This is a genomic window from Collimonas silvisoli (assembly GCF_018305005.1).
GTDB lineage: Bacteria > Pseudomonadota > Gammaproteobacteria > Burkholderiales > Burkholderiaceae_D > Collimonas > Collimonas silvisoli.
In genome coordinates, this window is sequence record NZ_JAGQEG010000069.1 from 15,797 (window position 1) to 30,294 (window position 14,498).

Sequence of the window (14,498 nt, forward strand, 5' to 3'; positions counted from 1 at the left end):
GCCTGACAGTTTTTAACGCGACGCTGCGGATGCGCCTTCGGGCGCATATTTTGAGGCTTCAAGCGGGACGTCCTTGAGATAGCCTTCCTTGCTCGGATCACGCATCCGGTAGCTGACGATGAACGCAATCGCGCACATGGCCGAGACGTACCAGTAGAAACTGGATTCGGCGCCAAACTCTTTCAGCTTGAGTGCGACAAACTCCGCAGAGCCGCCGAAAATCGCGTTACCCACCGCATACGACAGCCCCACACCCAATGCGCGCACTTCCGGCGGGAACATTTCTGCCTTGATCAGGCCGCTGATCGAGGTATAAAAACTGACGATCGCCAGCGCCAGGATAACCAGGCCAAACGCTGCGTAAGGATTGCTGACGTCTTTCAGCGCGTGCAAAACCGGCACTGTCGCCACCGTTGCCAGGGCGCCGAACCAGAGCATCGAAGTACGGCGGCCGATCTTGTCGGAGAGCGCGCCGAACAGCGGCTGCATCAGCATGTAAATAAACAGCGCAGCGGTCATTACCGTGCTCGCTGTCTTGGCATTCATGCCGGCGGTGTTCACCAGGTATTTCTGCATGTAGGTGGTGAAGGTGTAGAAAATCAAAGAGCCGCCGGCGGTGAAACCCACCACCGTCAGAAATGCTCTTTTATGTTTCATCAAGCCTGCCAAGGTGCCCGCGTCCTTGTTTTTGCGGGTTTCCGCGGTTGAAGTTTCGCTCAGCGATTTACGCAGATACAGAGCAACCAGTGCAGAAATCGCGCCCAGCACGAAGGGAATGCGCCAGCCCCATGCATGCAACTGTTCGGAAGTCAGGATCTGCTGCAGGATGACCAGCACCAGCACCGCCAGCAATTGGCCGCCAATCAGGGTCACGTACTGGAACGAGGCAAAAAATCCGCGCCGGCCTTGCAAGGCGACTTCACTCATGTAGGTGGCGCTGGTGCCGTATTCGCCGCCCACCGACAAGCCCTGGAACAGGCGCGCGAGCAGCAGCAACGCCGGCGCGGCGATACCGATGCTGGCGTAGGTCGGCAAGCAGGCGATCATCAGCGAACCGCCGCACATCATCAGCACCGAGATCATCATTGCGGTGCGCCGGCCATGCTTGTCGGCGATGCGTCCGAATAACCAGCCGCCGATCGGCCGCATCAGGAAACCCACCGCAAAGATGGCCGCGGTATTGACTAATTGGGTGGTCGGATTGCCGCTAGGGAAAAACATCGGCGCAAAATAAATCGCACAAAACGAATAAATGTAAAAATCGAACCATTCAACCAGGTTGCCGGACGAGGCGCCGACGATGGCAAAGATGCGTTTTCTGGTATCCGCCGCTGCGGCATGGTCGGACGGGTGAAGTGTGGACATGGTTATCTCCTGGTTTTAATGTTTTGTGCAATCCCGATGATCTTGCCTCTGCGTCACCGTGCATCTGCAGCGTGCGTGCAAGCTGCATCATGCCATCTGGAAGGCGCAACTAGCAAAGGGGGGAAATCGCGGATGAGGTTACTGCCGGGCAGAATTCAAAATTTCAAACCGCAGGCAACGAGGCGGGGCTATCTTGTCGAGCATTTTTGTCTCCTATGAATAGTATTTTTACGCTAAGCATCGCAGACTTCGTGCCAGCTCAGGGACAAAATCTAAGTATTTGATTTATTGAGGGAAATTATAGAGACGGAAATATTTCCGGCATTTTTTGTGCGGAAATCCGGAATTATCTTTTTATCCATTCCGGATTTCCGCCCGGTCAAACTGATGCAGGAACCGCATATTAAGGGCTTCTGAATGGCGCTATTGCGCTACCATCTGCCCTTCAAAAAAAGGAAACCGACTATGAATCAAGAAGACCGCATGGTCGATATCGAAATCAAGCTCACTCGCCAGGATGACATTCTGGATGAGTTGAACAAGCTGGTGTATCGGCAACAATTGAAGATAGACCAGCTTGAGGCGCTTTGCGGCGCGCTGGCGCAACGGATTAAAGATGCTGCGGACAGCAACAATGCGGGCCAGACCGTCAATGAACGGCCGCCGCATTATTGATTATCGATTTCAGAGCGCTTGGGTTCTGCTCTCCAGCCACTGCTTGGCAGCGCCAGTTACATGCGGCGACAGACGCGCCCTCACCTCGGCATGATAGGCATTGAGCCAATCGATCTCGTCGCAGCGCAACAAACTCAGATCCAGGCAGCGCGTGTCGATAGGGCACAGGGTCAGTGTTTCAAACCGCAGATATTCACCGAATTCGGTAGTCTGCGCCGGCTGGTTCAGCACCAGATTTTCTATCCGCACGCCCCAATGACCGGGACGGTAGATACCCGGCTCTATCGAAGTAATCATGCCCGGCTCCATCGCCGTGTGCGCATCCGGCGCGGCGCTGCCGGATATGACTTGCGGGCCTTCATGCACGTTCAGGAAATAGCCGACGCCGTGGCCGGTGCCGTGGCCGTAATCGATGCCGGCAGCCCAGATCGGCGCCCGCGCAATCGCGTCCAGCAAGGGGGATTTAATGGCGCGCGGGAACTGCGCCGAAGACAGCGCAATCACGCCTTTCAACACCAGCGTGCAATCGCGCTTTTGCGCGGCCGACGGCTGGCCGATCGGCGCCATGCGTGTGATGTCCGTGGTGCCGCCCACATACTGCGCGCCGGAGTCGATCAGCAGCAAACCGTCGCCGCTGATGGTGGCGTGCGATTCGGCGCTGGCCTTGTAATGCGGCATGGCGCCGTTGGCGTTGAAACCGGCAATGGTGGCAAAGCTGGGGCTGACAAAACCCGGACGGCGCGCCCGGGCGGCGGTGATTTGGGTGTCAATCGTCAGTTCGGTCACGGCTTCCTGGCTCAACGCTTGCTCCAGCCAGGCGAAGAATTCGCACAGCGCAGCGCCGTCCTGCTCCATGGCGGCCCGCACATGGGCGATCTCTTCGGCGCTCTTGCGCGATTTGGCAAAGGTAGTCGGATTGATCGCTTCCACCACCTTGACCGCGGCCGGCACCGCTTGCCGCAATCCCAGCGTGACGCGGCGCGGATCGAGCAGCAATGTGGCGCCGGCAGGCAAGGCTGCCAGCGAATCGGCGGCTTGCTCATATGACGCCAGCGTGACGCCATCCTGCGCCAGAAGTTCGGACAAGGCCGGGGGCACTTTACCATCGGCGACGAACAGTGTGGCTTGCTTTGGCCCAACCAGCGCGTGGGCGACAAATACCGGATTGTAATTGACGTCGGCGCCGCGCAAATTGAACAGATAGGCGATATCGTCCAGAGTGGAAATGAAGTGCCATTGCGCACCGTGCTGCTGCATGGCCCGCCGCAGTTGATCCAGCTTGGCGGCGCGCGACAAGGGCGCATGCGACGCTTCATGTTGATACACCTCGGCCAGCGGCAAACCTGGCCGCTCGCTCCAGATCTCGCCCAGCAGATCGAGATCGGTGCGCAATTTGCTGCCGCCTTTGGCCAGCGCCTGCTCCAGCGCACGGGCGGTAGCCAAGCCCAGCACCGCGCCATCGACCGCCAGCGTCTGGCCGGCCGGCAGGTTGGCGGCTAACCAGTCGAGGTGCAACAAGCTGTTGCCCGATGGCGTTTTCATCAGCACGATTTCGGTGCCGGCCAGCTCCGCCTCCGCCTGCGACCAATAGCGGCTATCGGCCCACAGGCCGGCAAAATCGGCGGTAATGATCAGGTTGGCGACGGAGCCGGTAAAACCCGACAGCCATTCACGCCCTTTCCAGCGTCCCGGCAGATACTCGGACAAATGCGGATCCGCCGAAGGAATCAGGCAGGCGTCGACATGGCTGCGTTGCATGGCGGCGCGCAGCAGTGCGATACGCGGCGCGGCGGTGTTCTGGGAAAAGGTTCTGGAGTTCATGGAGGGCGCGATGAAATAGACGATTTAGGTGGTTTAGACGGGCTTGTATGAATGGGCTGAATCACTTACCGTTAAGCCGGCAAGCATACCACCGGGCGGCAAAAAACGCTGTCTCGCATCTGGCGCAACTGACATTCGAAAAAACGGGTAAGCTCACACGTCATAGACATAGCAAAAACGAAAAGAAAAAGCGTTGCAGAAAAAATTCTGATCATCATAATTTCTCACAGAGGAAATCGTCATGACTCGCAAAACTCCCATCGAGCGCTATCGCAATATCGGCATCAGCGCCCACATCGACGCCGGCAAGACCACCACCACCGAGCGCATCCTGTTTTATTCCGGCGTCAGCCACAAGATCGGCGAAGTGCACGACGGCACGGCGACCATGGACTGGATGGAACAGGAGCAGGAACGCGGCATCACGATCACCTCGGCGGCGACTACCTGTTTTTGGCAAGGCATGGCCGGCAATTATCCGATCCACCGGATCAATATCATCGATACCCCGGGCCACGTCGACTTTACGATTGAGGTCGAACGTTCGATGCGGGTGCTGGACGGCGCCTGTATGGTCTACGACGCCGTCGGCGGGGTCCAGCCGCAATCCGAAACCGTCTGGCGCCAAGCCAACAAATACAGCGTGCCGCGCCTGGCTTTCGTCAACAAGATGGATAGAGTCGGCGCCGATTTCTTCCGCGTGTACCAGCAAATCCACGATCGGCTCAAGGGCAATCCGGTGCCGGTGCAGATTCCGGTCGGCGCTGAAGACGACTTCCACGGCGTGGTCGACCTGATCAAGATGAAGGCGATCATGTGGGACGACGCCAGCCAGGGCGTCAAATTCGAGTACATCGAGATCCCGCCGGCACTGCAAGCCAGCGCTCAGGAGTGGCGCGGCCGCATGATCGAAGCGGCGGCCGACGCCAGCGATAGCATGATGAACAAATACCTGGAGGGCGCCGATATCAGCGAAGAAGAAATCAAGGCGGCCCTGCGCCAACGCACCATCGCCGGCGAGATCGTACCGATGCTATGCGGCAGCGCGTTCAAGAACCGTGGCGTGCAGGCTTTGCTGGATGCGGTGATCGATTTCTTGCCCGCGCCTACCGATATCCCGCCGGTCAAAGGCCACGATCAGGACGACCTGATTGTCGAACGGCGCGCCGCCGACGATGAAAAATTCTCCGCCCTCACCTTCAAGATCATGACCGATCCTTTTGTCGGCCACCTGAGCTATTTCCGGGTCTACTCCGGAGTGCTGATTTCCGGCGACACGGTGTTCAATCCGAACAAAGGCAAAAAGGAAAGAATCGGCCGCGTGCTGCAAATGCACGCCAACCATCGCACCGAAATCAGCGAAGTGTATGCCGGCGACATCGCCGCCGCGGTCGGCCTCAAGGAAGCCAGCACCGGCGACACCCTGTGCGATCCGGGCAGTATCATCACCCTGGAAAAAATGATATTCCCGGATACCGTGATCTCGCAAGCGGTGGAGCCGAAGACCAAGGCCGACCAGGAAAAAATGGGGGTTGCCCTCAGCCGCCTGGCCGAGGAAGATCCCTCATTCAACGTCAAGACCGACGAAGAATCGGGCCAGACCATCATTTCCGGCATGGGCGAATTGCATCTGGAAGTATTGGTGGAACGCATGCGGCGCGAATTCGGCGTCGACGCCTCGGTCGGCAAACCGCAGGTGGCCTTCCGCGAAACCATACGCAAGATCTGCGAGTCGAGCGAAGGCAAGTTCATCAAGCAATCTGGCGGGCGCGGCCAGTACGGCCATGTGGTGCTGAAAATAGAGCCGCAAGGACCGGGCAAGGGATTCGAATTCATCGACGCCATCAAGGGCGGCACCGTGCCGCGCGAATATATTCCCGCGGTCGAAAAAGGCGTGCGCGAAACCCTGGCAAGCGGGGTCTTGGCGGGTTATCCGGTGGTCGACGTCAAGGTCACGCTGTTCTTCGGTTCCTCGCACGATGTCGATTCCAACGAAAATGCGTATCGCATGGCGGCTTCGATGGCCTTCAAGGATGGCTGCCGCAAAGCCAGCCCGGCCTTGCTGGAACCGATGATGGCGGTGGAAGTCGAGATGCCGGAAGAAAAAATGGGCGATGTCATCGGCGATCTGTCATCGCGGCGCGGCATGATCCAGAGCATGGATGACATCCCTGGCGGCGTCGGCAAGATTGTACGTGCGGAAGTGCCGCTGGCCGAGATGTTCGGCTACTCCACCACGCTGCGTTCGCTGACCCAGGGGCGCGCTACTTATACGATGGAGTTCAAGCATTACGCGGAAGCACCGGCCAGTGTGACCGATGCGGTGGTGAATTCCAAGCATGTGGGAAGCGCCAGACATTGATGCTTGGTTCGGGCCGGAACTGCTGCAGCTCCGGCCTGCTTGATCGCTTATTTCACCGCCTATTTCATATCTCGTTTTCGTCCAGATCGCGTTCCAGTCCGTCAACCGGCAGCAGGTGGCCCAGTTTCACGGCCTTGGTGTCGAGATAACGGGTATTGAATGGATTGCGGTTGAGAATCAGCGGAATCCGCTCGACCACGGTAATGCCGATTTTCTGCAAGGCGGCTACCTTGCGCGGATTGTTGGTCATCAAGCGCAAGGCGGTGATATCCAGATGCTCCAGCATGGTTTCGCACAGGCTGTAGTCGCGCAAATCGGCGGCAAATCCCAATTGCTGGTTGGCCTCTACGGTATCCGCTCCGCCGTCCTGAATCTGGTAGGCGCGAATCTTGTTGATCAAGCCGATGCCGCGCCCTTCCTGGCGCAGATACAGTATGGCGCCACGGCCCTCGGCGGCGATCTTTTGCAAAGCCCCTTCCAGCTGCGCGCCGCAATCGCAGCGCTGGCTGAACAAGGCGTCGCCGGTCAGGCATTCGGAATGGACCCGTGCCAATACCGGCTCGCCATCGTTGACTTCACCCAAGGTCAGGGCCAGATGTTCTTTGCCGGTGGCGTGCTCGATAAAGGCATGCAGCCGGAAGGTTGCCCACGGCGTGGGCAGCGCGCAAGAAGCCACGTATTCCAGTTTTTGATCGGCTATGGCGGCAGGTAAACTGCTTTTGTTATTAGTGGTGCTCATCAGATAATTGTGTGGTGAATAAAAGGCATGGCATTGCATAAATGGCATGCCAGCAAGCTGCGCTGCGGTTTTAACATTACATAACCTGCCATCGGGTAGCCTTCATTTTACGAGTATTCGAAAAAACACGTATGACGCTCCGGCAACCGTGCTCCACTCTGCCCCATATATATGGGCAAGATGGGCGCGATTTCAACTATTCGCCAGTTACAAGGCGGATTATTGTTAGAATCTCATCTGCTCATTTTTTTAGATACCCCATGCGCGAAGTCCCCGATCTGATCGCCTGCGAAGGATGCGACGCCCTGTATCGCAAGGTGGCGCTGCGTCCGCGCGAAATCGCCCATTGCCCGCGCTGCGGCACCGAGCTTGAGCGTGACGCCGGCCGTCAGCGTGAGCGGATCCTGCCGCTGACTGTTGCCAGCCTGATCATGTTCTTGATCGCCAACGGTTTCCCTATCGTCGAAATCGAACTGCAGGGCTTGAGCAGCCGCACCACCCTGTTCGGCGCCGTATTGTCGCTGACCACCGAAGGCATGTCGCTGGTGGCCTTGCTGGTGCTGGCCACCACCATCCTGTTTCCGCTGCTGCAACTGCTGTTTCTGTTTTACCTGCTGGTGTCGCTGGCAAAGCAGCGCCGGCCAGCCGGTTTCAGCTGGCTGGTGCGCGCCATGCAAAGCCTGCGGCCTTGGGGCATGGTCGAAGTGTTTCTGCTGGGGGTGCTGGTGGCGGTAGTCAAATTGTCGAATATGGCGACCGTGATTCCAGGCGTGGCCTTGTGGGCGTTCGGCGTGCTGACGGTATTGCTGACTGCGGTGGTTTCTTTCGATCCCCGGCATTTCTGGCAAATGGCGTATGCGGAAGCAAGCAAGGAAGGGTCCGCATGAGCGTCGGCACCAACGCCAATAGCGCACCGATCACCGCCGCCGAAAACGAGGATCTGGCGGTGCAAACCGCTGCCGGCCTCGGCATGCTGTCCTGCCATCATTGCGGCACCGTTTGGCAGGAAGTGCAAGAGCACGAAGACTGCCAGCGCTGCGGCACCGCGCTGCACCTGCGCAAGCCGGACAGCGTCAAGCGCAGCTGGGCTTTCCTGATCGCTGCCTGCATCATGTACATCCCGGCCAATCTGATGCCGGTGATGATTACCAAAACCCTGCTGGGCGTACAAGAAGATACGATCATGAGCGGCGTGATCTATTTCTGGGTGTCCGGCGCCTGGGAACTGGCGGCGATCATCTTCATCGCCAGCTTTCTGGTGCCGTTGTTTAAACTGGCCTCCCTGATTTTACTGACGTGGACCGCACAAAAGCGCAGCCGCTGGCGGCGTCTGCAGCGCGCCAAATTATATCGGCTGGTGGAAATCATCGGCCGCTGGTCGATGCTGGATGTGTTCGTGGTGTCGCTGCTGGCCGGCCTGGTGCAGATTGAAGGATTCGCCAAGATTACCGCCGGCTTCGGCGTGCTGGCGTTTGCCTCGGTGGTGGTATTGACCATGCTGGCCGCGCTCAGCTTCGATCCGCGCCTGAGCTGGGACGGCAGCGATCTGGAGCCGGATCAGAATCAAAGCAAGCAAGTAAAAGAAAAGTGAAAGCACACAATGAGTGATGAAAACGCCCTGCCTCCAGCTTTGCCCCCCTCCGTGCCGCCGTTACCGGAACCGAAGCTGAGCCGAAAACGCGACTGGCTGCCGTCGCTGATATGGCTGATTCCGATTGTCGCCGCGGTGGTCGGCTTGACCTTGGTGGTCAAGATCCTGGTTGAACGCGGGCCCTCCATCACCATCACCTTCCGCACCGCCGAAGGCTTGGAAGCCGGTAAAACCAAGGTCAAGTACAAGGATGTCGACATCGGCCTGGTGCAAACCATCACCTTGAGCAAGGATCGCTCGCATGTCCTGGCCAAAGTCCAGCTATCGAAAGAAGCGGAAAGCTTCACCGCCGCCGACACCCGCTTCTGGGTAGTGCGGCCGCGGGTTGCGGCTTCCGGCGTGTCGGGGCTGGGGACCCTGCTGTCAGGTGCATATATCGGCGCCGACGCCGGCACCGCCAAAGATAAAAAAGACGAATTTACCGGCCTCGAAGTGCAGCCGATAGTCCAGCTCGGCGCTTCGGGCAAGCAATACATGCTGCACTCCACCGACATCGGATCGCTGGATATCGGCTCGCCAATCTATTTCCGTCGGATCAAGGTCGGTCAATTAGCCGCATACGACCTGGACGCCGACGGCAAAGGCGTCACGCTGCGCATTTTCATCGATTCCCCCTACGACAAATTCATCGGCGTCAATACGCGCTTCTGGCACGCCAGCGGTTTCGACATGCAAATCAATGCCAGCGGCTTCAAGCTGCGCACGCAATCGCTGGCAACCGTGGTGCTGGGCGGCATAGCGTTCCAGTCGCCGGATGACAACCTGGGCATGGCGGCCAAGGAAAACACCACCTTCGACCTGGCAGCGGACGAGGAAGCCGCCTTGAAGGAGCCGGACGGCCCGTCGGAAACCGTGGTGCTGTATTTCAATCAATCCCTGCGCGGCTTGACGCCGGGCACCACTATCGATTTCCGTGGCGTGGTGCTGGGTGAAGTCAAATCGATCGGCATCGAATACGACGCCAAGCGCCGCGAATTCAGCATGCCGGTGGCGGTGCAGATTTATCCGGAACGGCTGGGGCGCAAGTATGCCGAAGATGAAAAGCATTCCAGCTATACCGCCAAGCAGCGCCTGCAATACATGGTCAGCCGCGGCTTACGGGCGCAACTGCGCACCGGCAACCTGCTCACCGGCCAGCTGTATATCGCGCTCGACTTCTTCCCGAAAGCGCCGCCGGTCACCATCGATACCTCGGCTACCATCATCGAGCTGCCGACCATCCCTAACAGCCTGGATGAAATCCAGTCGCAGATCGCCGAAATCGCCAAGAAGCTGAGCAAAGTGCCGTTCGACCAGATTGCCGCCGATTTGCAAAAAACCTTGGGCACCTTGAACCGCACTCTGCTCAATGCCGAGCAACTGACCAAGAGCCTGAATAACGACGTTGCGCCGGAAATCGCGGCGGCCATGAAGGACGTGCGCACCACGCTGGACAACGCCAACCGCACTCTGTCCGACAATGCGCCGTTACAGCAAGACATCCGCCAGACCTTGCAGGAACTGACGCGCTCGGCGGCGTCGGTGCGGGTCTTGACCGATTACCTGGAACGCCATCCGGAAGCACTGATCCGCGGCAAGCAAGAGGACAATAAATAATGATATCGATCACGTCGACACGTTTTTGCGGCATCGCCGCTGCACTACTGCTGGCCGGTTGCGCTTCCGCGCCGACCCACTTCTATACGCTCTCGGCGCCGGCAACCGGCGCCCCGCCAATCCAGAGTTCGAAGATATTTATCGAAGTAACGCCGGTAGCCTTGCCGGAACGCCTGGCGCGGCCGCAACTGGTGGTGAGAAGCAGCGCCAGCGCCTCCGGCGCCCGGGTCGATATCCTCGAACAGGAACGCTGGTCGTCGCCGTTCAACAATGAATTGCGGGATGCATTGGCTAGCGGCATTGCCAATCGCCTGGGCGCGATCGATGTCAGCCGCAGCGGCCGGCCGACGGATCAGCCGGTGTATCGGATTGCCGTCGAGTTGCGCCAATTTGACGCGGCGCCGGGCCAGCAGGTGCAAGCCACCTACGGCTGGACCATCAGCCGTTCCGACAATAGCCGCAGCAGTGCTTGCCAGCTAAACGTCACAGAAGCGGTGGAGCCAGGTATCGATGCACTGGTGCTCGGCGTGCAACGCACAGTGGCGGACGCGGTCAACGGTATTGCCGCCAATCTCATGGCATTCAAGGCGAATCCTGCAACAGCCGCGGCCTGCCAGGGCTGACGGCAACAGACGCCCCGACGCCAAGACGGGAACTCGCTCAGAACCGTTCGTAACCCAGCAGATAACGCCATTCGCCGACCGCCAGGCCAGCCATCGGCAGGCGGCCGATGCGGATGCGCTTACTGGCCACCACTTGCAGCCCGACTTGTTCGCACATGTGCACGATCAGGCCGCGCGGCGGCGCCTTGAGAGCGAAACGCAAACGCGTTTCGTTTTGCCAGCTGACCTTGATCGGCGGCAGCGGCTTGCGGTTGAAACTCAGGCCGTGATTCAACAACTTCAGGCCGTCAGGAATGATGTCGCCGGCCACTTCGACGATAAATTCGTGCTCGATCTTGGCGGCGTCGTCAACCAGTTTGCGGGTGATCCGCCAATCCTGAGTGAAAACCAGTAAACCGCTGGCCAGGGTTTCCAACGGTTCGATCAAATTCAGATTGACCAGATGGCGCTTCAGAAAACGCAGCTCGGCACGATCGTCGGCGGCGCGCTTGTCTGGCACGATCAGGTGCGAGGCCAGCTCGCTCAGCGCCGGGCCGGCAAACAGATCGAGGCCGGCCGGCTTATGAAACAAGATGGTCACCGGATCTTGCGGTTCCAGCGTGGCGCCCGCCATCAATTCGACCTGCTGCTGCGCACTGATGCGCAGACCCGGCTCCTCTACCACCTTGCCATCGACCTTGACCCAGCCGCCCTCGATATATTGTTCGGCTTCGCGGCGGGAGCAGGAAACCAGGTCGGCGAGATGTTTTGCAAGGCGGATAGATTCGGTCATGTATGAGATATGTAAACTGGAAAACTGCAGGGAAAATTGCGGACGGCCATTGTAACCGCCTTAAGCCGGGCTTATTTGCGATACAGTTCAGGCCGCGACTTGTTGCGCTGTTCGTAAATCGTTTTGGCGTCTTCGCGTGCGCGCTCCAGCGTGCGCATGGCGGGATCGTCGTCATGCAAAGTGAAAAAATCCGCAGCTTGCGCGCGCATCACATATTTGATCGCGGCTTCGTCTTTCAGATCGTAAAACTCCACCATCAAGGTGGTGACTTCGTCCAGGTATTCTTCGTAGGTCATGATTCACTCCAGTAACTCTTGCCTCGCTCACCTTCATCCACGGTGTTACAGGAAGAGCGCGGCGAGCGTATTTTGCACCAAATAGGCTTGCGGGCCAAACTATCGGGATGAATCCAACCGTGCCGGCAACGGCAGTGCGACGAATCTTTGCCACAGCCGGCTGATTTTAGGTTTATTGTGTTTTCGATCAGAAGTCAACAGCTTGACAGCCAGGCTGCAAGATTCTGCCAACTCAGGATGCCGATCGGCGATCTGCTGCAGCAGTTGCGCGGCCACGTTGCGATCGTTGGCCACGCCCAAGCCATCCTGCAGATTGCTTAGCGCCGTCACATAAGCATTGCTGGAAGCAGGCGAAAAATAGGCTGCAAAAAATTCACTGGCGTAACGCAGCTTCTTGGCCGCGATTCTTACCCTGTGACGCTGGGCGGCGTCTTGTTGTTTGATGCGGCTGCCGCGCTGCAATAATTCTTTCTGCAGGCCGGCCAGTTTCCTGACCGCGAATTTACTCAAGGGCGCGGACAGCGCTGTTATCTGGCCTGGATTCAACTCTTCACGCCAGCGACGTCCCTCGATCCAGCTTCCAAGCAACAACAGCAAGCGCGTATAAGCACGCGAGTTCACCGCAGTCGCGGCGACATGGCGCAGCCTGTTTGCTTCGCTGAAGGTAAGCTGCCGCAAGCTCTCCAGTTGCCGTTCATCCGGACAACGCTGCACCGCATCAGCCAGTGTGGCGACCGCCAGCACTTCCCAATCGCGCGCCGGCCCCAGCGTCGCCGCCAGCCAGTCAAGCCGCTCGGATATTTCCGGCGGCGTCGGGATGATTTTTTTAAACAGGCTCAGCGCGGCGCGCAAGCGGCGCAATCCGACCCGCATCTGATGCAGGCTTTCCGGATCGGCGCCATGCACAAGTCCATCTTCGTTACCTTGTATCTGCGCCAGGCAGTTGCCCAGCAGGATCTGCAATCCCTGCTCCAGCGTGAGATCCGGCGCCAGCTTGATTGGCTGCGCCTTGGCCACTACCGGTGCTTGCGGTGCGTACATGGCGTAACCGCGCTCGGCCTTGCTGATGTTGGCGGCGCGCAGCGGCAGAGTCTGTTGCAGCGCCAGCGCCAGCTCAAACAAGCTCGCCGCAGCACCGGATTTAAGCTCCAGCTCGATCTCGCTGATCGGAACGCTCTTGTCGCCATGACGGATTTCGCCCTGATCCAGGGCCAGTTCTACTTCGTCTCCGGTCTGCGACCGCAGCAGCCAGATGGTGCGCCGGAACTGTGTAGTAAATACCGGCAGCAAACGATGCGCAAGGTTTGGCGCCGAGAACAATCCGGCCACCGGCGAGCCGGCTTCGAATAGTCTCCGCAAGGCAGGCAAATCCGGCGCTGCGCCGCTGATATCCGACTCCCACTCCGGCCGTTGATGCAAGCCGGCAGCAGCCTGGCCGCCGCTCTTGCAAGTCTGGACCCAGCGCCGCCCTACTTTGCGCACCCGCAAAGCACTATGGTTTTGCTGCAGTTGCAGATCGGGCGTGTCAAAGTAAATGCTGGTCAGTTGCCGCGATTGCGGCTTACCGATTGCGTAATGTTTTAACAAAGGATGGCGCCGAAAGCTGGCGACATCCCGTGCTTCCAATAAGAGTTTTAATTCGATTTCCATGTTTCAAGCATACTTCCAAACCGATGCTTTCAGTAAGCTATCGTTTTAATCGAATGTACATGGCAGAGGATTCTAGAACTCCCGATTGCGGGCACGGCAAGCCCGTTTCATCGCCGGAATGACGCGATAACCACTTTGCCGATAATAACGAAATAAATAAAAGAAAGTTCTCATGTCAGGCGCAAATGCCGTTCAGTTAGGCGGCACGAATTCCCCCGTTGCGTCATTCCCGCGAACGCGGGAATCCATTTTCCCCGCCATACTCAGTAACCTGGATTCCCGCGTTCGCGGGAATGACGGGGCTGCCATATGGGGGAATTGCCCCTAACTGAACGGCATTACATGTCAGGCGCGCAGTTATCGGGAGTGGCGGGAATTCATTCGCGTTGTGTTCATGCAGTGATATCCGTGGATATTCTTCTGCATGAACACTTGTTTTCAAATTCTTAACGCTGTTGTTCGGCGACAAAGATTTCTACGCGGCGGTTGCGTGCGCGATTGGCGTCGCTGTCGTTGGCCACCAGCGGCTCATGCGACCCACGGCCATCGATGCTGAAACGATTTGGCGCGATGCCGCGGCCGCTCAGGTAATCGCGGGTCCGCGCAGCGCGTTGCATCGACAGCGGATTGTTGACTGCATCGCTGCCGGTATTGTCGGTGTGGCCAACGATAGTGACCGTCGTCGCTGGATTCTCTGCCAGCGTCGATGCAAAGCGATCAAGCACCCCGCGGAAATTCGGCTGAATGTCGGAACGGCCGCTGCTGAACGAAATATCGCTCGGGATATCCAGTTTCAGGCGATTGTCGGCAGTCTGGCTGACCTGCACACCGGTACCTTGGGTAGCTTGTTCCATCGCCTTCTTTTGCGCCTCCATCCGGTTCGACCAGATATTGCCGCCGACTGCGCCAATCGCGGCGCCGATGGCTGCGCCGGCAGCGGTCCGTTTG

Annotated in this window: 13 protein-coding genes; 6 read left to right on the forward strand and 7 right to left on the reverse strand. The window is 58.5% G+C overall.

Features of this window, described 5'->3' with window-relative positions; translation table 11 throughout:
- Nucleotides 1-12: 12 nt before the first annotated feature.
- Nucleotides 13-1,365, reverse strand: a complete 1,353-nt coding sequence (locus KHU33_RS17855; protein WP_211465363.1) for an MFS family transporter — start codon at nt 1,363-1,365, stop codon at nt 13-15.
- 465 nt (nt 1,366-1,830) lie between these two features.
- Here KHU33_RS17855 and KHU33_RS17860 point away from each other — a divergent pair, with 465 nt between their 5' ends.
- Nucleotides 1,831-2,040: a SlyX family protein gene (locus tag KHU33_RS17860; RefSeq protein WP_211465365.1), complete on the forward strand. Its 210-nt coding sequence runs from the start codon at nt 1,831-1,833 to the stop codon at nt 2,038-2,040.
- Between the two features lie 9 nt (nt 2,041-2,049).
- Here the strand turns inward: KHU33_RS17860 and KHU33_RS17865 are convergent, their stop codons facing one another.
- The gene (locus tag KHU33_RS17865; RefSeq protein WP_211465366.1) at nt 2,050-3,861 is read right to left on the reverse strand and encodes an aminopeptidase P family protein; all 1,812 of its coding nucleotides are present in this window, start codon (nt 3,859-3,861) and stop codon (nt 2,050-2,052) included.
- Nucleotides 3,862-4,102: 241 nt separating this feature from the next.
- Between KHU33_RS17865 and fusA the strand changes: the two genes are divergently transcribed.
- A complete protein-coding gene (gene fusA, locus KHU33_RS17870) occupies nt 4,103-6,223 on the forward strand; it encodes an elongation factor G (RefSeq protein ID WP_211465368.1) in 2,121 nt (706 codons plus the stop codon).
- A gap of 64 nt (nt 6,224-6,287) precedes the next feature.
- Here the strand turns inward: fusA and ribA are convergent, their stop codons facing one another.
- Nucleotides 6,288-6,962: a GTP cyclohydrolase II gene (ribA, locus tag KHU33_RS17875; protein ID WP_211465370.1), complete on the reverse strand. Its 675-nt coding sequence runs from the start codon at nt 6,960-6,962 to the stop codon at nt 6,288-6,290.
- Nucleotides 6,963-7,222: 260 nt separating this feature from the next.
- Between ribA and KHU33_RS17880 the strand changes: the two genes are divergently transcribed.
- From KHU33_RS17880 to KHU33_RS17895, 4 genes are read left to right on the forward strand one after another with little or no spacing between them, the layout of a single operon-like run.
- The gene (locus tag KHU33_RS17880) at nt 7,223-7,849 is read left to right on the forward strand and encodes a paraquat-inducible protein A (protein ID WP_211465372.1); all 627 of its coding nucleotides are present in this window, start codon (nt 7,223-7,225) and stop codon (nt 7,847-7,849) included.
- On the forward strand, nt 7,846-8,553 hold the full coding sequence (locus KHU33_RS17885) for a paraquat-inducible protein A (protein ID WP_211465374.1): 708 nt from the start codon (nt 7,846-7,848) through the stop codon (nt 8,551-8,553). The genes KHU33_RS17880 and KHU33_RS17885 overlap by 4 nt, the downstream gene beginning before the upstream one ends.
- Nucleotides 8,554-8,562: 9 nt before the next feature.
- Nucleotides 8,563-10,209, forward strand: coding sequence for a PqiB family protein (locus KHU33_RS17890; protein WP_211465376.1), 1,647 nt, complete (start codon nt 8,563-8,565; stop codon nt 10,207-10,209).
- Nucleotides 10,209-10,832 (forward strand): PqiC family protein, encoded by a 624-nt coding sequence (locus KHU33_RS17895; protein ID WP_211465378.1) that lies wholly within the window; start codon nt 10,209-10,211, stop codon nt 10,830-10,832. The genes KHU33_RS17890 and KHU33_RS17895 overlap by 1 nt, the downstream gene beginning before the upstream one ends.
- 37 nt (nt 10,833-10,869) lie before the next feature.
- Here KHU33_RS17895 and KHU33_RS17900 read toward each other — a convergent pair whose 3' ends face one another.
- The 4 genes from KHU33_RS17900 to KHU33_RS17915 form a co-directional block, all read right to left on the reverse strand.
- The gene (locus tag KHU33_RS17900) at nt 10,870-11,604 is read right to left on the reverse strand and encodes an rRNA pseudouridine synthase (protein ID WP_211465380.1); all 735 of its coding nucleotides are present in this window, start codon (nt 11,602-11,604) and stop codon (nt 10,870-10,872) included.
- Nucleotides 11,605-11,675: 71 nt separating this feature from the next.
- A complete protein-coding gene (locus KHU33_RS17905; RefSeq protein ID WP_211441339.1) occupies nt 11,676-11,900 on the reverse strand; it encodes a hypothetical protein in 225 nt (74 codons plus the stop codon).
- 99 nt (nt 11,901-11,999) lie between these two features.
- On the reverse strand, nt 12,000-13,550 hold the full coding sequence (locus KHU33_RS17910; protein ID WP_211465382.1) for a CYTH and CHAD domain-containing protein: 1,551 nt from the start codon (nt 13,548-13,550) through the stop codon (nt 12,000-12,002).
- A gap of 446 nt (nt 13,551-13,996) precedes the next feature.
- Nucleotides 13,997-14,498: OmpA family protein (locus KHU33_RS17915; RefSeq protein WP_211465384.1), on the reverse strand; the 502-nt coding region annotated here is incomplete at its 5' end.

What these genes read in the sequence shown, in the direction of transcription:
- KHU33_RS17855 (WP_211465363.1), bottom strand. Translation starts at nt 1,365, where the DNA reads ATGTCCACACTTCACCCGTCCGACCATGCCGCAGCGGCGGATACCAGA.
- KHU33_RS17860 (WP_211465365.1), top strand. Translation starts at nt 1,831, where the DNA reads ATGAATCAAGAAGACCGCATGGTCGATATCGAAATCAAGCTCACTCGC.
- KHU33_RS17865 (WP_211465366.1), bottom strand. Translation starts at nt 3,861, where the DNA reads ATGAACTCCAGAACCTTTTCCCAGAACACCGCCGCGCCGCGTATCGCA.
- fusA (WP_211465368.1), top strand. Translation starts at nt 4,103, where the DNA reads ATGACTCGCAAAACTCCCATCGAGCGCTATCGCAATATCGGCATCAGC.
- ribA (WP_211465370.1), bottom strand. Translation starts at nt 6,962, where the DNA reads ATGAGCACCACTAATAACAAAAGCAGTTTACCTGCCGCCATAGCCGAT.
- KHU33_RS17880 (WP_211465372.1), top strand. Translation starts at nt 7,223, where the DNA reads ATGCGCGAAGTCCCCGATCTGATCGCCTGCGAAGGATGCGACGCCCTG.
- KHU33_RS17885 (WP_211465374.1), top strand. Translation starts at nt 7,846, where the DNA reads ATGAGCGTCGGCACCAACGCCAATAGCGCACCGATCACCGCCGCCGAA.
- KHU33_RS17890 (WP_211465376.1), top strand. Translation starts at nt 8,563, where the DNA reads ATGAGTGATGAAAACGCCCTGCCTCCAGCTTTGCCCCCCTCCGTGCCG.
- KHU33_RS17895 (WP_211465378.1), top strand. Translation starts at nt 10,209, where the DNA reads ATGATATCGATCACGTCGACACGTTTTTGCGGCATCGCCGCTGCACTA.
- KHU33_RS17900 (WP_211465380.1), bottom strand. Translation starts at nt 11,604, where the DNA reads ATGACCGAATCTATCCGCCTTGCAAAACATCTCGCCGACCTGGTTTCC.
- KHU33_RS17905 (WP_211441339.1), bottom strand. Translation starts at nt 11,900, where the DNA reads ATGACCTACGAAGAATACCTGGACGAAGTCACCACCTTGATGGTGGAG.
- KHU33_RS17910 (WP_211465382.1), bottom strand. Translation starts at nt 13,550, where the DNA reads ATGGAAATCGAATTAAAACTCTTATTGGAAGCACGGGATGTCGCCAGC.